At 74.0% G+C, this 17,032-nt stretch carries 14 protein-coding genes and 1 pseudogene; 11 read left to right on the forward strand and 4 right to left on the reverse strand.

The genetic code is table 11. The features are described 5' to 3' along the window. The first annotated feature begins 202 nt into the window (after window positions 1-202). The 8 genes from ACOQFB_RS05880 (at window position 203) to ACOQFB_RS05915 (ending at window position 7,096) form a co-directional block, all read left to right on the forward strand. Window positions 203-487, forward strand: coding sequence for a succinate dehydrogenase/fumarate reductase transmembrane subunit (locus ACOQFB_RS05880; protein WP_494492498.1), 285 nt, complete (start codon window positions 203-205; stop codon window positions 485-487). Between the two features lie 23 nt (window positions 488-510). Then, window positions 511-867: a succinate dehydrogenase/fumarate reductase transmembrane subunit gene (locus ACOQFB_RS05885; RefSeq protein ID WP_494492499.1), complete on the forward strand. Its 357-nt coding sequence runs from the start codon at window positions 511-513 to the stop codon at window positions 865-867. A 10-nt stretch (window positions 868-877) separates the two neighbouring features. Continuing rightward, window positions 878-2,794, forward strand: a complete 1,917-nt coding sequence (locus ACOQFB_RS05890) for a fumarate reductase/succinate dehydrogenase flavoprotein subunit (protein ID WP_059437510.1) — start codon at window positions 878-880, stop codon at window positions 2,792-2,794. Further along, window positions 2,794-3,603 (forward strand): succinate dehydrogenase/fumarate reductase iron-sulfur subunit, encoded by an 810-nt coding sequence (locus tag ACOQFB_RS05895; protein ID WP_082100202.1) that lies wholly within the window; start codon window positions 2,794-2,796, stop codon window positions 3,601-3,603. Before ACOQFB_RS05890 ends, ACOQFB_RS05895 begins: the two co-directional genes overlap by 1 nt. Before the next feature lie 84 nt (window positions 3,604-3,687). Next, the gene (locus ACOQFB_RS05900) at window positions 3,688-4,578 is read left to right on the forward strand and encodes an ATP-binding protein (protein ID WP_421610006.1); all 891 of its coding nucleotides are present in this window, start codon (window positions 3,688-3,690) and stop codon (window positions 4,576-4,578) included. Between the two features lie 35 nt (window positions 4,579-4,613). Continuing rightward, window positions 4,614-5,030, forward strand: a complete 417-nt coding sequence (locus ACOQFB_RS05905) for a hypothetical protein (RefSeq protein ID WP_494492500.1) — start codon at window positions 4,614-4,616, stop codon at window positions 5,028-5,030. Window positions 5,031-5,066: 36 nt separating this feature from the next. Beyond that, entirely contained in the window at window positions 5,067-5,255 is a 189-nt protein-coding gene (locus tag ACOQFB_RS05910) for a hypothetical protein (protein WP_421610005.1), read from the forward strand. 23 nt (window positions 5,256-5,278) lie between these two features. After that, on the forward strand, window positions 5,279-7,096 hold the full coding sequence (locus ACOQFB_RS05915; protein WP_421610004.1) for a ThiF family adenylyltransferase: 1,818 nt from the start codon (window positions 5,279-5,281) through the stop codon (window positions 7,094-7,096). On the opposite strand, the gene ACOQFB_RS05920 is transcribed toward ACOQFB_RS05915, so the two are convergent. Together ACOQFB_RS05920 and ACOQFB_RS05925 are read right to left on the reverse strand one after the other, a co-directional pair. Beyond that, a complete protein-coding gene (locus tag ACOQFB_RS05920) occupies window positions 7,093-8,436 on the reverse strand; it encodes a M48 family metallopeptidase (RefSeq protein WP_059436127.1) in 1,344 nt (447 codons plus the stop codon). The genes ACOQFB_RS05915 and ACOQFB_RS05920 overlap by 4 nt on opposite strands. 167 nt (window positions 8,437-8,603) lie before the next feature. Further along, window positions 8,604-10,553 carry a carboxypeptidase-like regulatory domain-containing protein gene (locus ACOQFB_RS05925; protein WP_421610003.1) on the reverse strand — a complete coding sequence of 650 codons (1,950 nt, stop codon included), beginning with the start codon at window positions 10,551-10,553 and terminating at the stop codon, window positions 8,604-8,606. Between the two features lie 423 nt (window positions 10,554-10,976). Here ACOQFB_RS05925 and pgaB point away from each other — a divergent pair, with 423 nt between their 5' ends. The 3 genes and pseudogenes from pgaB to pgaD all read left to right on the forward strand — a co-directional run bounded on the left by pgaB (window position 10,977) and on the right by pgaD (window position 14,883). Continuing rightward, window positions 10,977-12,941: a poly-beta-1,6-N-acetyl-D-glucosamine N-deacetylase PgaB gene (pgaB, locus tag ACOQFB_RS05930; RefSeq protein WP_421610002.1), complete on the forward strand. Its 1,965-nt coding sequence runs from the start codon at window positions 10,977-10,979 to the stop codon at window positions 12,939-12,941. A 10-nt stretch (window positions 12,942-12,951) separates the two neighbouring features. After that, on the forward strand, window positions 12,952-14,217 hold the full coding sequence (gene pgaC / locus ACOQFB_RS05935) for a poly-beta-1,6-N-acetyl-D-glucosamine synthase (protein ID WP_059436124.1): 1,266 nt from the start codon (window positions 12,952-12,954) through the stop codon (window positions 14,215-14,217). Between the two features lie 121 nt (window positions 14,218-14,338). Continuing rightward, window positions 14,339-14,883: pseudogene (pgaD, locus tag ACOQFB_RS05940) on the forward strand (poly-beta-1,6-N-acetyl-D-glucosamine biosynthesis protein PgaD). 25 nt (window positions 14,884-14,908) lie between these two features. Here pgaD and ACOQFB_RS05945 read toward each other — a convergent pair. Both ACOQFB_RS05945 and ACOQFB_RS05950 read right to left on the reverse strand, forming a co-directional pair. Next, window positions 14,909-15,526, reverse strand: a complete 618-nt coding sequence (locus ACOQFB_RS05945) for a TetR/AcrR family transcriptional regulator (RefSeq protein WP_421610000.1) — start codon at window positions 15,524-15,526, stop codon at window positions 14,909-14,911. After that, entirely contained in the window at window positions 15,511-16,959 is a 1,449-nt protein-coding gene (locus ACOQFB_RS05950; protein WP_421609999.1) for an amidase, read from the reverse strand. Before ACOQFB_RS05950 ends, ACOQFB_RS05945 begins: the two co-directional genes overlap by 16 nt. Between the last annotated feature and the right edge of the window lie 73 nt (window positions 16,960-17,032).

The following is a 17,032-nucleotide window of genomic DNA, read 5'->3' on the forward strand; positions in this document are numbered from 1 at the left end:
GATCCGAGCGCTGGGGCTCTAGGACCCTGCCGGGATCGCCGGGCAAGGGATCGCCCAACCTTGCGACAAAACCGACTTCTCCCGTCCTTGACGTGCCCCAAGGGGTCGCAGCTATGGTGCCATTCCGCGCACTCCTGTTCAGGGCGCGAGGCGACACCGTCTCGGCGGCGGAAGCTCATCCACGAAGAAGGGATACGGCTCAATGCGACTGTTCTCGGACTCGATTGGCAGGAAGATCGTGATGGCCGTCACCGGCCTGATCATGGTCCTGTTCGTCGTCGGTCACCTGCTCGGAAACCTCTCGATCTTCAACGGGCCGGACGGCATCAACGCGTACGCGGAGAAGCTCCACCAGCTGGCGCCGCTGGTGTGGGGCACCCGGATCGTCGTCGGCCTCTCGGTGGTGCTGCACGCGGTCCTCGCGGTGCAGATCACGCTCGAGAACAGCGCCGGAACCCGACGCGCTACGCGGTCCAGCGCAGCCTGAAGGCCACGTTCTCCGGCAAGACGATGATCTGGACGGGCCTCATCCTCGGCGCGTTCATCGTCTACCACCTGCTCCAGTTCACGCTGCGCGTGACCCCGGGCCTGGTGCGCGGCCAGGACTCGCTCGGCCGCTTCGACGTGTTCGGCATGGTCGTCCAGCAGTTCCGGATCGTGCCCATCGCCGCGATCTACGTGGTCGGGATGATCGCGCTGTTCCTCCACCTGAAGCACGGCATCCAGAGCACGCTGCAGACCCTCGGCTGGAGCAACGAGACGCTGCTGCCGCGGTGGGGCGTGCTCGGCAAGACGCTCGCCGGGATCCTGCTCGTCGGCTTCGGGGCCATTCCGCTGCTCATCCTCGCCGGCATCGCCGGGAACTAAGGGAGACACCGTGATCCTCGACGGAAAGGCACCTACCGGCCGCATCGAAGAGTCGTGGGACAAGTACCGCTTCGAGCTGAAGCTGGTGAACCCCGCGAACAAGCGGAAGTTCAAGATCCTGGTGGTCGGGACCGGCCTCGCCGGCGCCTCGGCGGCCGCGACGCTCGGTGAGCTCGGCTACAACGTGGAGACGTTCTGCTACCAGGACTCTCCGCGGCGCGCGCACTCCATCGCGGCGCAGGGCGGCATCAACGCCGCGAAGAACTACCCGAACGACGGCGACAGCATCTACCGCCTGTTCTACGACACCATCAAGGGCGGCGACTTCCGCGCCCGCGAGGCCGACGTGTGGCGCCTCGCGCAGGTCAGCAACAACATCATCGACCAGTGCGTCGCGCAGGGCGTGCCGTTCGCGCGCGACTACGCCGGCTACCTCGACAACCGCTCCTTCGGCGGCGCGCAGGTGTCCCGCACCTTCTACGCCCGCGGCCAGACCGGCCAGCAGCTGCTGCTCGGCGCGTACTCGGCGCTGTCCCGGCAGATCAAGGCCGGCACGGTGAAGCTGTTCCCCCGCACCGAGATGCTGGACCTGGTGGTGGTGGACGGCGAGGCGAAGGGCATCACCGTCCGCGACCTGGTCACCGGGGAGATCCGCACGCACGTCGGCGACGCGGTGGTGCTCGCGACCGGCGGCTACGTGAACGTGTTCTACCTCTCCACCAACGCGATGGGCTGCAGCGTCACCGCGATCTGGAAGGCGCACAAGAAGGGCGCCTACCTCGCGAACCCCTGCTTCACGCAGATCCACCCGACGTGCATCCCGCAGGCGGGCGACTACCAGTCGAAGCTGACGCTCATGTCCGAGTCGCTCCGCAACGACGGCCGGATCTGGGTGCCGAAGAAGAAGGAGGACTGCAACAAGCCGCCGAACGAGATCCCCGAGGAGGATCGCGACTACTACCTCGAGCGGAAGTACCCGACGTTCGGCAACCTCGCCCCCCGCGACATCGCGTCCCGCGCCGCCAAGGAGCAGTGCGACGAGGGCCGCGGCGTCGGCCCCGGCGGCCGCGGCGTCTACCTCGACTTCGCCGCCTCCATCAAGCGGCTCGGCGAGAACGTGGTCCGCGAGCGCTACGGCAACCTGTTCGAGATGTACGAGCGGATCACCGACGAGAACGCGTACAAGCAGCCGATGCGCATCTACCCGGCCCCGCACTACTCGATGGGCGGCCTCTGGGTGGACTACAACCTGATGAGCAACGTCCCCGGCCTGTTCGTGCTCGGCGAGGCGAACTTCTCGGTCCACGGCGCGAACCGCCTGGGCGCCAGCGCGCTGATGCAGGGCCTGGCGGACGGCTACTTCGTCATCCCGAACACGATCGCCGGCTACCTCGCGACCACCAAGCCCGGCAAGGTCAAGGCCGACCACCCCGAGTTCAAGAAGTCGGTGGAGGAGGTGCAGGGCGCCTCCAAGAAGCTGCTCGGCATCAACGGGAAGAAGACCGTCACCGAGTTCATCCGCGAGCTCGGCACGACGATGTGGGAGGACGTCGGCATGGCCCGGAGCAAGGAGTCGCTCACCAAGGCGCTCCAGAAGATCCCGGCCATCCGCAAGGAGTTCTGGGAGAACGTGAAGGTCTCCGGCAAGGGTGAGGAGCTCAACCAGCAGCTCGAGAACGCCGGCCGCACCGCCGACTTCCTCGAGTTCGCCGAGCTGCTCGCCCGCGACGCCCTGCACCGCGAGGAGTCCTGCGGCGGACACTTCCGCGTCGAGCACCAGTACCCGGACGGCGAGGCGAAGCGCGACGACGCGAACTTCTGCTACAGCGCCGCCTGGGAGTTCAAGGGAGTCGGCAAGGAGCCCGAGCTCCACAAGGAGCCGCTCAAGTTCGAGAACGTCCACCTCGCGGTGAGGAGCTACAAGTAATGAGCGCGCACGCTTCCGAGCACGGGACGATGAACCTGAAGCTCATCGTCTGGCGGCAGGCCGGGCCCAACGAGCCTGGACGCTTCGAGACCTACGACGCCAAGGGCATCACGCCGCATCACTCCTTCCTGGAGATGCTGGACGTGGTGAACGAGGACCTGATCAAGCAGGGCAAGGAGCCGATCGTCTTCGACCACGACTGCCGCGAGGGCATCTGCGGCGCCTGCTCGGCCGTGGTCAACGGCGTCCCGCACGGCGGCTACAAGCGGACCACGCTCTGCCAGCTGCACATGCGGAAGTTCAAGGACGGCGACGCGATCTACCTCGAGCCGTGGCGCGCCCGCGCGTTCCCCATCATCAAGGACCTGATGGTGGACCGCGGCGCCCTCGACCGCCTCATCCAGGCGGCCGGCTGGACGTCGGCCCACACCGGCGGCGTCCCCGACGGCAACTCGACGCCCATCCCGAAGCGCGCCGCCGACTACGCCATGGACGCGGCCGAGTGCATCGGCTGCGGCGCCTGCGTGGCGGCCTGCCCGAACGGCGCGGCGATGCTGTTCGCCGGCGCCAAGGTGTCCCAGCTCGCCGAGCTGCCGCAGGGCCAGGTGGAGGCGCCGGAGCGCGTCGCCGCCATGGTCCAGGCGATGGCCGAGAACGGGTTCGGCAACTGCTCGAACCACTACGAGTGCGAGGCCGCCTGCCCGAAGGGCATCGACGTGAAGTTCATCGCCCGCCTGAACCGCGAGTTCCGCAAGGCGCTGGTGCTGGACAAGGTCGGCGCGCTGAAGAAGTCCGCCAAGGCGGAGTAGCCGACGCGGACCGCATGACGGCATGAGGCGGGGCAGGGGCGCGCGCGTCCCTGCCCCGCTGCGTTTTCCGGCGCCGGAGGGCGCATGAGCCTCGACCCCGAGCTGATCGAGCGGCTGAAGCGGGTGCTGGCGGCGGTGGAGCCGCTGCTCCCCCGGCCCGCGGTGCCCATCGACTGGGCCGCCTGCCACGCCGCCAACTGGCACCGCAGCACCTTCGCCGGGACCATGGAGCCGGTCCCCGGCGTCGAGGGCATCCACCTCGACGACCTGCTCGGCATCGAGCCGCAGAAGAAGGCGCTCGAGGACAACACCCGGCAGTTCCTGGCCGGGCTCCCCGCCAACAACGCGCTGCTGTGGGGCGTGCGCGGCACCGGCAAGTCGTCGCTGGTGCGCGCGCTCCTGCACGCCTACGCGGACCGGGGCCTGCGCATCATCCAGGTGGACAAGGACGACCTGGTCAGCCTGCCCGCCATCGTGGACGCGGTGAAGGGCCAGCCGTACCGGTTCGTGCTGTTCTCCGACGACCTGTCCTTCGAGTCCGGCGACGCGAGCTACAAGGTGCTGAAGAGCGCGCTCGACGGCTCGGTGTACGCGCTGCCCGAGAACGTCCTCATCTACGTCACCTCGAACCGCCGGCACCTCGTGCCGGAGTACGAGAGCGACAACCGCGGCGCCATGATGGTCGAGGGCGAGATCCACCACGGCGAGGCGGTGGAGGAGAAGATCTCGCTGTCCGGGCGCTTCGGCCTGTGGGTCGGGTTCCACACCTTCAGCCAGGACCTCTACGTGGACGTGGCGCGGCGCTGGGTGGGGAAGCTGTGCGAGCGCACCGGCGTGAAGGTGCCCTGGACGCGCGAGGCGGAGACCGCGGCGGTGCTCTGGTCGCAGCGCAAGGGCGACCGCAGCGGCCGCATCGCCTACCAGTTCGCCTGCGACTGGGTGGGCCGCAGCGCCATGGAGCAGCGCACCGCCTGACGCCCGCTCGCCGGGCCGCCGCTCCCCCCGGGGCGGTGCCCGCCGCGCCCGGCGAGGCGAAGTCTTTGGCGATGGGCCTCGCCTGCTTCGTCGACGGCTTCGGCCGGGTGCTCCGCGATCGCGCGCGGGCGGAGGGGAGCCTCCCCTCGAGCACCCGCTACCTCACGGTGGAGGGCGTGGGCGGCTGGCTCTTCCCGATCGTCAGCGAGCTGGGGGACCCGTACCAGCTGTTCCTCTGGTTCGACGGGGGCGGCTACCAGGTGAAGCTCGTCGAGCCGCAGGTCCTGGGGCGCTTCGATCCCCACGCCTGCCACGTCTTCCCCGACGGGCGCCTGTGCCTCTCGAGCGACCCCGGCGGCGGGATGCCCTCGCTGGAGGACGCGTACGCGCGCAGCGTCCTGTGGTGCAACGGCTTCAGCGTGTTCGCGCGCGAGGGGCGGTTCCCGTTCTAGCCTCCCGCGCACGCGGGGGCACCGGAGGAGGCAGCCATGTCGCAGACGGTACTCGAACGACTTCGCGAGGCGATGCGCGACGAGCGGCGCGACGCGGCCCCCGGGGCGCCGGAGGCGCGCGGCCGGGTGTGGGTGACGCCGGACGGCCGCGTGGTCATCGGCGTGGAGCAGGGCGACGCCGAGCAGCGCATGCTGTCGAAGGTGCACCCGGCGGTGTTCGCCTAGCCGCGGGGCCGCGCGTGTGGTGCGTGGCCGACTGGGTCCTCCGCGCCCTCGACGCGGAGCTCGGCGGCCATCCGCCGGAGCGCGGGGGCGCGCTGCTCGGCCCCCCGGGGCGGCCGCTCCTCACCCACTTCGCGCCGGACCCCGGGGCGCGCGCCAGCGCGTGCCAGTGGGCGCCGTCGCCGGCGCTGGGCGAGCGCGTCGCCGCCCTGGAGCGCGGCGAGGGGCTGGAGCTGAAGGGGCTGGTGCACTCGCACCCCGGCGCCCTGGACCAGCCCTCGGCGCAGGACGCGCGCGAGCTCGCCGCCGGGCTCGCGCACAACCCGCACCTCGGCTGCTACCTCGGGCCGGTCGTCTCGCTCGCGCCCGCCGCCGCGCCGGGCGCGCACGAGGTCGCCCTGCCGCGCGGGAAGCTCTCGCTGTTCGCCGCGCGCCGCGCCCGCGGCGGCGGCGCCGAGGTCCGGCCCGAGCCGCTCCGCGCCGTGCCGCTGCTCCGCGACCTCGAGCGCGCGGCGGCGGCGCTCGGCGGCGGGCGCGCCGAGGGGTTCGTCACCGAGAGCGGCGAGGGGCCGCTGCTGGCCGGGCGGCTGCGCCTCGACGCCGGAGGCGAGGTGCTGGTGCTCGCCGGCGAGCACTACCCGGCGCTGCCGCCGGTCGCGCTCGGCGCCGGTGAGGGCGAGGGCGAGGCCACCGCCCAGCTCGAGCTGGCGTGGCCGCTCGCGCTCGCCGAGGAGGAGCGGCTCGCCGCCGCGCTCGCGGCGGTGCTGGAGGGGCACGGCCCGCGCCGGCGCGCGTACGGGCCGCCCGGCGGGCCCGCGCTGACGCGCGACGCGGGGCGGGCCGCGCTGGCGGGGTGGTCGGCGCGGCTCGCGGACGGCGGGCCGGAGGCGCGCGAGGCGGCGCGGCGCGGCGGGCTGCGGGCGCGGAGCGCGGCGCGGCTCCCCGAGGCGTTGCGCGAGCGCGCCGTGCTGGTGGCCGGGTGCGGGTCGGTGGGCTCGTACCTGGCCGAGGTGCTGGCGCGCGCCGGGGTGGGGCGGCTCGCGCTGCTCGACCCGGAGCCGGTGGAGCCCGCGAACCTGTCGCGCACCGTCTACGCGGCCGAGGACGTGGGGCGGCCCAAGCCGGAGGCGCTGGCCCGGCGGCTGCTCGCGGTGGAGCCGTCGATCGCGCTGGCGCTCGAGCCGCGGGCGGTGGACGCGCTCCCGCCGGCGGCGCTGGACGCGCGGGTGCGCGAGGCGGACCTCGTGCTCGCCGCCACCGACGATCCCGCGGCGCAGCGCGCCCTCGACCGCTTCGCCTACGCGCGCGGCCGCCCGGCGCTGTTCGTGGGCCTGTACGCGGGCGCGCGGGGCGGCGAGGTGATCCTCACCGTCCCGGACCGGACCGCCTGCTACCTGTGCGCGACCCGGAGCCGGCACGGGCTGGAGCGCGCCGGGGGCCGGGTGGCGCGCGAGCTGGACTACGGCACCGGGCGGCTGCGCGGCGAGGTCGCGCTCGCCGCCGACGTGCAGCACGTGGCGAGCGCCGCGGCGAAGCTGGCGCTGGCGCTGCTCGCGCCGGAGGGCGAGCCCGGCCTGCGGCCGTTCGCGGAGGAGGTGGTCGCCTCCGGCGCCACCTACCTCACGCTCTCGACCGTGCCCGGCTACTGGTTCTACCCGCAGGTGTTCGGGGACACGCCGGGCCAGGGCGCGTACCAGTCGGTGTGGCTCACGCCCGCGCGCGCCGCGGACTGCCCGGTGTGCGGGCCGCCCGAGGCGCGCTGCGATCCGCTCGAGGTCCCGCGCCGCGCGCCCGACGCCGCGGCCATCGCCCGCGCGGTGCGCGAGGCCGGCGATGGCGTCTAGAAGACGTCGTCCGGCGAGACGCGCACCGGGACGCCCGCCGCGTCGCCCTCGCCGAAGACGGGCTGGCGCGCCAGCTTCGGCTGGAAGCGGCACGGCGAGCCGGGCGCGATGAGGTTGCCCTCGCCGTCGTCCAGCGGCTCCCACACCATCCAGGCGGCGTAGACCCCGTCGCCGTCGGCGTCGCTCTCCGCGCAGGCCGCGAACGCCTGGCGGCCGTCCTGCGTCCGGCCCACGCCCACCGTGTACACGTGGTGCCCGCCCGCCGGGGGCTGCCACCCGAGCTCGCGCGCGGCGGCCAGCTCCGCCTCCGCGAACGCGGCCGGGGTCCGGGAGGCGGCCTCGCCGAGCTGGAGCTCGCGGAAGGCGCCGTCCTTCTCGTGCGCCGCCACCTCGGCGCGGTACAGCGCCTGGAGGGCGGCCTGGGCGCCGGCGTCCTTCGACTTCAGCTGGTAGCGCACGAAGTTCGGGATGGCGACGGCGGCCAGCATGCCGACGATCGCCACCACCATCACGGGCGCCGCGCCGGCGCCGCCGCCCAGCGCGCCCAGCGCCGGGGCGAAGATCCAGCCCGCCACGCTGCGGCGCACCGGCTGCGCGGACCCGGGGGCGTTCAGCTCGTGCAGGGCGGCCACGCGCTTCGAGAGGAACGGGTGGTACGAGGTGAGCTCGAGGACCGTGGGCCAGAACGCGCCCGCCTCGTGGCGCTGCGACGCGAACGCCGCCAGGTCCACCCGGGCCGCGATCCGGCCGCCGGCCGACAGCACCACCAGGCCGCGCATCGACTGCTCGAGGTCGCCCGCCGCGGCGAGGCCGCAGCGGTCGCACGTGTACTCGCGGGCGCGCGAGTACGCGGCGCCCAGCCAGGGCACGAGCGCGTAGGGGAGCAGGAACGCGTTCCACTTCAGGTGCCCGGCCGCGAAGTGCCCGAGCTCGTGGCCCACCACGAAGTCCACCTGGCGCGGGTCCTCGCAGTGGTCCACCAGGTCCGAGAGCAGGATCACGTAGCGCCGCGAGAGCAGCTTGGTGGCGAAGGCGTTGAGCAGGCCGCCGCCGTTCATCACGTAGACCGCCGGGACGTCCTGGAGGCCGAGGCGGGCCGCGGCCGCCTTCACGCGCGCGTGCAGGTCGGGGAGCTGCCGCTCGTCCACCCGCACCGCGTTGGTGCGCACGTGCGCGAGGAACAGCGCGTGCGCGCCGAGGACGAACAGGGCGCCGAGCAGCGCGTACAGCAGGCCGACGATCGAGACGACGACCACCAGCCAGGCGAGGGCGGAGAAGATCGCGCCGGCGACGAAGAGCGGCTTCTCCTTGGGGGACACGAGACGCGGGTCGAGGGCCATGTGCACTCCACGTGATGGAGCGCGCACGATAGCAGACCGTCGGTGAACGGCGCGCCCTGCCGGTGTGCGGCGCGCCCGGCGCGTGGACGCGGATGTGGGAGGGGCGCGCCCCCGGCGCCGCAGCGTGCGGCGCCGGGGGACGGCCGGCCTCCGTCAGGCGCGCCGCGTCACGGGCCGTTGTGGCAGTGGAAGCAGCCCACCGGCGTGCCGGCGGTCAGCGTCCGGCCCATCAGCGTGCGCGTCGCGAACATGCGCGAGAGCACCGTGCCGCGGTAGTCGGTGCCGTGGCACGCCTGGCAGGCGGCCAGATCCGCCTCCGCGACCGAGCTGTGGGCCCGCACCCAGGCGTCGCCGACCGGGTGCATGCCGTGGGGACCGCCCAGGCCCATGGTCGGCGGCGACAGGTGGCAGGTGCTGCACTCGCCGATCGTGCCGGCGTGGCCCTGGAGCTGCGTGGCGGCCACGTCGTCGTTCGCGTTGCCGGACCAGATCGCGTGCGTGCTGCCGTGGCACGCCTCGCAGGCGAGCCCGCCGTGGCCCTTGCTGTGCCGGTACAGCTTCCCGGGCTCCTCGGCGAAGCGCCGGTTCGACGCGAGGATGGGCGACGCGGAGGGATCGCCCGCGCGGAACGCCTCGTTGAAGCGCAGCCCGTCCGGCGCCAGCGGGGGCGCGCTCGCCAGCGTGGTCTTCGAGACCGCGTCGTTCGCGTGGCAGCTCTGGCAGCGCGGCTCGTCCCTCCACGGCCGGCGGGGGGCGCCGTCGCCGGTCCCGTCGACGCTGCCGCCCGCGAGCAGCGGGAACGCGCCGCCCACCGCGGCCATGTCGCCGTGGCAGTTCTGGCAGGCGAGCTTCGAGCTCATGGCGCCGCGCAGGCACTGCGTCTGCGCGCCGGGGTGGCACTGGTAGCAGGCCTGCTGCGCCGCCGGCGGGACGGTGCCGCCCACCGGGACCGGCGCGTCCCAGAGCCCGGCCACCTTGTCGGCGTGGAAGCCGTGCATGACGCTCGACATGGTCGGGTGCGCCGCCTGCTGCGGCGAGGGCCCGGTGCCGGCGAGGTCGAGCGCGGGCGAGTAGTGGCAGGAGGCGCAGAGCACCGGCGCCTGCTGCCGGAGCGCGGTGCCGTGCTCGGCGTCGTGGAGCGCGAGCACGTTCTGGCGCGCCTGCGCCTCCAGATCGGGATCCGCCGACCAGGCGATCCCCGGCTCCGTCGCGGCCACCTTGCCGGTGGCGTGGCAGTTCTGGCAGGAGGTCTCGTCCGAGACCGGCAGCACCACGTCGGTGGCGGCGAGCGCGTTGCCGGCCTTGTCGTACGCGGAGAAGCGCAGGAGCGGGTAGGGGTTGGTCCGCCCGGCGTCGTCGATCGGCAGGATGGGGATGCCCGGGGCGTGGAACAGGCCCAGGCCGGCGTCCCACGAGAGCGTCGTGCCGCTCGCGTCGGGCGCGTCGGCCGGCATCCAGAGGCCCATCAGGCCGGCGCCCTCCGGCAGCGCGGCGCCGTACAGGGTGGCGGCGTACGTCCAGAAGTCGGTCTTGCCCTTGCTGGTGGAGTTGACGGAGCCGGTCGCGTCCGCGATCGCCGCGTAGCGCAGGTCCACCTGCGACGCGTCGAGGAGCACCGGCTTGCCGGTCGACTGCAGCGCCACCACCTGCGCGTTCACCACGTTGTACGGCGGCAGGATCGAGAACACCGCGAAGCTCCGGTCCACGCAGTGCATCCCGAGGTCGTTGTTCGCGAAGACGCGGTACGCGCCCCCGGACGGCGGCGGGGGCGCGGTGGGCGCGAGCGCCCAGTCCACCTGGACGCCGCCCCGCTTCGGCACGCTGACCGTCTGCGTCGCGCTGGCGTAGCCCGCCTTCGACGCGGTGAGCGTGTACGTGCCCGCGCGCTCGGCGAGCGCGTAGGTGCCGTCGGCGGCGCTGGTGGCGGAGCGCTGCCCGTCGCTGACCGCCGCGCCCGCGATCGGCGCGCCGGCGGTGTCGCGGACGGTCCCGGTGACGCCGGTGGCCGCGTTGCGGGCTGCGTCGGCGGCGCTGGCCGCGTCGGAGCCCGAGCCGCCGCCGCAGGCGGACGCGAACGCGCCCGCTGCGAGCGCGGCCAGGATGATGCCTCGTCTCATGGAACCTCGCCCTTCACCCCTCGTGTGGACGCCGGGCGCCCCGCCGGCAGAGGGGATGGAGCGCGGTTCCCGCGAAACGGTTCGCGCGTTCGTCGTATGTTCGTGGGACAAATTGGGGCCGCGATCTCGGGCGATGGGAGGCCCCCGCACATGCGCGCCGGGTCACCCACCTGCGCGCCGCGCGCGCTGGGACGGGCCGCGGACGCGCCGTTGAATACGCGCCGGCGCCCGGCGTCCGATGGCCAGCGCCGCGGAGCGGATCGGCGGTCGCCCGGCCGTCCGCGCGCGTCCTTGACGCCTCTCGATCAACCTGCTGATCATGCCGGCCCGCGGGAGGCCTCCTCCCGCCAAGGGGCGAGCGCCGTACGCCGCCCGGAATTCCTCGCCCCCGCCGACGTTCCCGACCCGATGACCCTGCGACCCGTGTCACTCCCCGCCGCGGCGCTGCTGCTCGCCATCGCCGCGCTGCCCGCCTCGCCGGCCCGGGCCGCGACCGAGGAGGAGCTCACCATCCTCAGCTACCACGAGGTGGCCGAGCGCGCGGAGGCGCTGGTCCCGCAGTACGCGGTCTCGCCGACGAGCTTCCTGCGGCAGATGGACTGGCTCCGCAACCACGGCTACCGCTTCGTCTCGGTGGACGACCTGCTGGCCGCGCGCGAGGGGCGCCGCCCGCTGCCGCCGAAGGCGGTGCTGGTCACGTTCGACGACGCGTACCAGTCCGTCTACCGGAACGCCTGGCCGATCCTGAAGATGTTCCGAATCCCGGCGGTCATCAACGTGGTGGCCGGGTGGCTCGAGGAGAAGGGGACCGTCGACTTCGACGGCAAGAAGCTGCCGCGCGAGCGGCTCCTCTCCTGGAGCGAGCTGCGCGAGCTCGCCGCCAGCGGGCTCATCGAGGTGGGCAGCCACAGCTTCGACCTGCACAAGGGCATCCAGGGGAACCCGCAGGGCAACCTCGAGCCGGCCGGGACCACGCGCCGCTACGACGCCGGCGCGCGGCGCTACGAGGACGAGGCCACCTACCGGCGGCGCATCCAGGCCGACCTGGAGCGCAGCGTGGCGCTCATCCGGCGCAACACCGGCCGGGCGCCGCGCGTCATCGCCTGGCCGTACGGGCGCTACAACGCGATCACGCGGGAGGCCGCCGAGCGGCTCGGGATGCGCGTCGGCCTGACGCTGGACGACGGCGCCAACACCCGCGACACGCCGCTCTGGGGCCTGCGCCGGATCCTGGTCGAGGGCGGCATGGCGCTCTGGGACGTGGAGCGCGAGATCGCCATCCGCAACGCCGACCTGTCCGACAACGACCGGCCGCAGAAGATCATGCACGTGGACCTGGACTACGTGTACGACCCCGACCCGGCGCAGCAGGAGCGCAACCTCGGCCACCTGCTCGACCGCATCGCGGCCATGGGCGTGAACGCGGTGTACCTGCAGGCGTTCTCGGACCCGGACGGCAACGGCTCGGCGGACGCGGTGTACTTCCCGTCCCGCCGCATGCCCATGCGCGCCGACCTGTTCAACCGGGTGGCCTGGCAGATCCGGACGCGCACGCCGGTGAAGCGGCTGTACGCGTGGATGCCCCTGCTGGCGTGGGAGCTGCCGAAGGCCGATCCGGCCGCGCAGGACCAGGTGGTGACGCTGGCCGGCGACCGCACCGACCGCGTGAACATGGGCTACCACCGGCTCTCGCCGTTCTCGGCGCGGGCGCGCGAGGCCATCCGCGAGCTGTACCAGGACCTGGCGCGCTCGGCCGCGTTCGACGGGCTGCTCTTCCACGACGACGCCACGCTCTCGGACTTCGAGGACGCCAGCCCCGCGGCGCTGGCGCAGTACCGGGCCTGGGGGCTGCCCGGGAGCCTCGAGGAGATCCGCCGGAGCGACGACCTGCTGGGCCGCTGGACCATCCTCAAGATCAACGCCATCGACGACCTCGCCATGGAGACCGCCGCGGTGGTGCGCGCGCAGCAGCCCGCGCTGGTGGTGGCGCGCAACCTGTACGCGCGCGTGGCGCTCAACCCCAAGGCGGAGGTCTGGTACTCGCAGGCGCTCGACAACTCCATCGCCCGCTACGACTTCACCGCCATCATGGCCATGCCGTACATGGAGAAGGCCGCCGACCACGCGGCCTTCTTCCACGAGCTGGTGCGGGCGGTCGAGTACCGCGACGCGATGAAGAAGGTGGTGTTCGAGCTGCAGGCGGTGGACTGGCGCGACGGCAACAAGCCCATCCCCAGCCACGAGCTCGCCGACACCATCCGGTCGCTGTACGGGATGGGCGTCATGCACGTCGGCTACTACCCCGACGCGCTGTTCGCCGGGCAGCCGGATCCGCGGGTCCTGAAGCCGGTGCTCGACTCGAAGCCGAACGCCCCCGCGGTACGCTGAGGCCGCCCGCGTGACCGCCACACTCGACAGCGCGTGGCACGGCCTGCTGGCCTTCGTGTTCTATTACCCGCTGTTCATGTCGTTCCTCTGGATGACCGGGGCGGCGCTGTTCTACTGGCGCTTCGAGCGGGCGGAGCGCGCCCTCGACCTGCCCCCGCCGCTGCCGCACTGGCCGCCGGTGACGGTCCTCATCCCCTCGTACAACGAGGGGGAGAACGCCGAGGAGACGGTGAGCCACGCGCTCGCGCTCGACTACCCGGACTTCGAGGTGGTCGCGATCAACGACGGCAGCAGCGACGACACCGGCGCGGTGCTGGAGCGGGTGGCGGCGCGCGACCCGCGCCTGCGGGTGGTGCACCTGGCGGAGAACCAGGGCAAGGCGATGGGGCTGCAGGCCGGCGCGCTGCTCGCGCGGCACGAGATCCTCGTCTGCATCGACGGCGACGCCCTGCTCGACCCGAACGCCGCGCACTGGCTGGTCCGCCACTTCGTCGAGTCGCCGGACGTCGCGGCGGTGACCGGCAACCCGCGCATCCGCAACCGCTCCACGCTGCTCGGCCGGGTCCAGGTGGGCGAGTTCTCGTCGATCGTCGGCATCATCAAGCGGGCGCAGCGCGTGTTCGGCCGGATCTTCACGGTCAGCGGCGTCATCACCGCGTTCCGCAAGTCGGCGGTGCACCAGGTCGGCTACTGGAGCGCCGACATGCTCACCGAGGACATCGACATCACCTGGAAGCTGCAGCGCGCCGGGTGGGACGTCCGGTTCGAGCCGCGGGCGCTCACCTGGATCCTCATGCCCGAGACGCTGCGCGGCCTCTGGAAGCAGCGGCTGCGCTGGGCCATGGGCGGCGCGCAGGTGCTCCTCAAGAACATCGACGCGGCGCTCGAGCCCGCGCAGCGGTCGCTGTGGCCGCTGCTCCTCGAGATGGTGGTCAGCGTGGCGTGGTCGTACGCCATGGTGCTGGTCACGGCCGCCTGGCTGATCGGGCTGGTCCTGCCTGCGGGGGCCCTCCCGGCGGTCGGATCGCCCCTGGGGCTGCAGCAGAGCGGCGTGATCCTCGGCGCGGCCTGCCTGGCCCAGTTCGCGTTCAGCACCTGGCTCGACAGCCGGTACGACCGCGGGCTGTTCCGGAACCTCTTCTGGATGATCTGGTATCCCTTCGTATTCTGGGTGATAAATTGCGCGGCCACGGTGGTCGCCTACCCGAAGGTCGTGGCGCGGCGCCGCGGCTCGCGGGCGCGCTGGGTCAGCCCGGACCGAGGGTTCCGTCCTTGAATAGACCGGGGTGCCGGCACGTCAACTTGCGGCCCCCGGGCCGGCGCAGCGTCCGGCCCGGCGGACGGAGACGGCAGCACGCGGAGCAGAGGGCGCGCCGCAGCGAAGGCGAAGGATCGACATGAGCGGATCACTCATCATCAACGCGCGTCACCGGCTGGCCTGGTACCAGCGCCTGCTCTCCGACGCCTCCACCGCCCTCATGTGGGGCGCCTGGCTCTGGCTGTGGGTGCCGTCCTCCGCGCCATCGCCGAGCTCGGGATGCGCTCCTCGCCCGTGCTGGTGAAGCTGGTGACGAACGGGACGGGCGGGGATCTCCCCAGCTCCGTCATGGCGCTGGTGGGGACCTCCGGCACGCTGCTGGTGTGGAAGGGGCTCCCGGCGCGCAAGGCGCTCGCCGACGGGGAGGCGCTCTCGCTCCGCGACTACGCCCGCCACTTCGCGCTGTCCGAGTCCTCGCTCCTGGCCGGCCGCCGCGCCGCCGTCTGCGTCGTCCACCACGACGACGACGGGCGGATCGTCCGCCTGGAGTGCCGCGAGCCGGTGGCCACCCCCGCGCCGGCGGAGCGCCGCGCTCCGGCCGTGGTGGAGTCGCTCGAGCCCGCCACCTGCGGCGCGGCCCTCGCCTGCGAGCCGGTGGCCCGCGGCCAGGCGGTCGCGGCGTAGCGCCTCGCGCGACCGGCGGCGCCGCTCAGCGGCGCGCCGGCGCGAGCAGCGCCTGCAGCCCGGCGAGCTGGTACCGCCAGAACGCGCCGAACGCCGCCGAGATCGCCTCCGGCGTCTCGTGCGCGGCCAGCACGTCCACGATCATCCCGAGCGTGCCCTCGAAGATCCGCTCCAGCACGAACCGGGTCTCGCGCGGCACCGGCCGCGCCGAGTGGTCGCGCAGGTAGCGCGCCGCGGCGCGCGTCAGCTCGCCGGCGACGAGCGGGCGGACGTGGGCGAGCGGCGAGCCCTCGGCCCGCCCCAGCAGCACCACCACCTCGCGCCGGTGGGCGATCCAGAACGCGAGCAGGGCGGCCGCGCGCTCCGAGCCGGCCGCGTCCCCGAGGCGCCAGTCGCCCATCGACCCGAGGGCGCGCACCCGGCCGCGGAGCAGCCGGAGCAGCTCCGCGGCCAGCTCCGGCGGCACCGCGGCCCGGAGCAGCGCCTCCTTGTCCGGGAAGTAGCGGTAGACGTTCCCGATGGACGCGCCCGCCGCCGCGGCGATGTCCACCAGGCGCGCCCCGCGCCAGCCCTGCCGGACGAACTCCGACAGCGCCGCGTCCACGAGGCGCGCGCGCACGTCCTCCTTCAGGCGCTGGGGCACGGGACCTCCGCGGCGGCGGACGAGCAGGGCGGCCAGCGATCCGCCCAGGGCGCCGCCTCCTCCAGGGCGTACGCGAGCTGCAGCAGCAGGGCCTCCTCCCCGGGGCGGGCCACGAGCTGCATCCCCACCGGCAGGCCGCCGGCGGTCCAGTGCAGCGGCACGGACATGGCGGGCGCGCCGGTGACGGAGTGGACGGCGGTGTAGCCGGCGAGGTCCTCGGTGAAGGCGAGGTTCCGGTCGGCCGGGTGGCGCGGCGAGAGCGTGCCGAGCGGGAACGGGAGCACGGCGGTGGTGGGGCTGAGCGCGGCGTCGAGCCCGTCGAGGAACGCGAGGCCGTCGCGGGCCGCGCCGTCGAGCGCGGCGCGCGCCGCCGCGATCGCCGCCGGCCCGCCGGCCTCGGCGCGGCCCACCAGCTCGAGCGTGAACGGCTCGAGGAGGCCCGGGAGCGCGTCCTCGCCGGCGGCGGCCCGGACCTGGCGGACCACCGGGAGGAGCGCGGCGCCGAACAGGAGGAAGATGGCGTCGCGGGCGGGGGCGGCGTCGAAGCGCGGGCCGGCGATCTCGACCGTCTCGTGGCCGAGCCCCTCGCAGAGCCGGCGCGCCGCGTCCAGGCCGGCGCGGACCTCCGGGGCGGGCGCGCGGCCGAACGCGGTCCGCGCGTACACGCCGAGGCGGAGCCGGCGCGGGCGCGCGGCGGGCGCGAGCGCCTCCGGGCCGAGCGGCGCGTAGGGCGCGGTCGCGTCGCGCCGCTGCGTCAGGCCGAGCAGCGCGGCGCTGTCGCGGACCGAGCGGCTCACGCAGTGGTCCACCACCAGCGCGGCGAGCGGCGCGTCGAGCGGCATCCCGACGTCGCGCTGCCGCCCGCGGCTCGGCTTGAGCCCGAACACGCCGCACACCGAGGCCGGGATGCGGATCGAGCCGCCGCCGTCGGAGGCGTGCGCCACCGGGACGATGCCCGCGGCCACCGCGGCGGCCGAGCCCCCGGACGACCCCGCCGGCGAGCGCGCCGGGTCCCACGGGTTCAGGGTGGCGCCGCACGCCAGGGTCTCGGTGGTGCCGAGCAGGCCGAACTCGGAGGTGGTGCTCTTGCCGAGCACCACCAGGCCCGCCTCGTCGAAGGCGCGCGCGAGGTCCGGCGCCGGGGGCGACGGCTGGCCGGCCAGGAGGCGCGAGCCGCAGCCGAAGGGCAGGCCGGGGTAGGGGAGCACGTCCTTGATCAGGAACGGCACCCCGGCGAAGGGCGCGCCGCGCCGGACCTCGCGGGCGGCCCGCCGGGCGCGCTCCGGGTCCACCGCGGCGGTGACGTTGAGGCGGCCGAGGCGCTCGAGGCGGGCGAGCGCCGCGTCCACGAGCTCGAGCGGCGTGGCGCGGCCCTCGCGCACCAGCGCGGCCTGGGCGGTGGCGTCGAGCGCGGCGAAGGGATCTGCGGGCACGGGGCCTCCACGGGCGTGAGATGCGTTGAAACGCGAATACGCTATTCGCGTTTCCGGCTCCGCGCAACCGCGT

It is taken from the genome of Anaeromyxobacter sp. Red801, assembly GCF_049201065.2.
Classification (GTDB): domain Bacteria; phylum Myxococcota; class Myxococcia; order Myxococcales; family Anaeromyxobacteraceae; genus Anaeromyxobacter.

Coding starts and splice junctions, on each gene's coding strand:
- ACOQFB_RS05920 (WP_059436127.1), bottom strand. CDS start 8,436: ATGGCCCTCGACCCGCGTCTCGTGTCCCCCAAGGAGAAGCCGCTCTTC.
- ACOQFB_RS05900 (WP_421610006.1), top strand. CDS start 3,688: ATGAGCCTCGACCCCGAGCTGATCGAGCGGCTGAAGCGGGTGCTGGCG.
- ACOQFB_RS05910 (WP_421610005.1), top strand. CDS start 5,067: ATGTCGCAGACGGTACTCGAACGACTTCGCGAGGCGATGCGCGACGAG.
- ACOQFB_RS05925 (WP_421610003.1), bottom strand. CDS start 10,553: ATGAGACGAGGCATCATCCTGGCCGCGCTCGCAGCGGGCGCGTTCGCG.
- ACOQFB_RS05880 (WP_494492498.1), top strand. CDS start 203: ATGCGACTGTTCTCGGACTCGATTGGCAGGAAGATCGTGATGGCCGTC.
- ACOQFB_RS05885 (WP_494492499.1), top strand. CDS start 511: ATGATCTGGACGGGCCTCATCCTCGGCGCGTTCATCGTCTACCACCTG.
- ACOQFB_RS05895 (WP_082100202.1), top strand. CDS start 2,794: ATGAGCGCGCACGCTTCCGAGCACGGGACGATGAACCTGAAGCTCATC.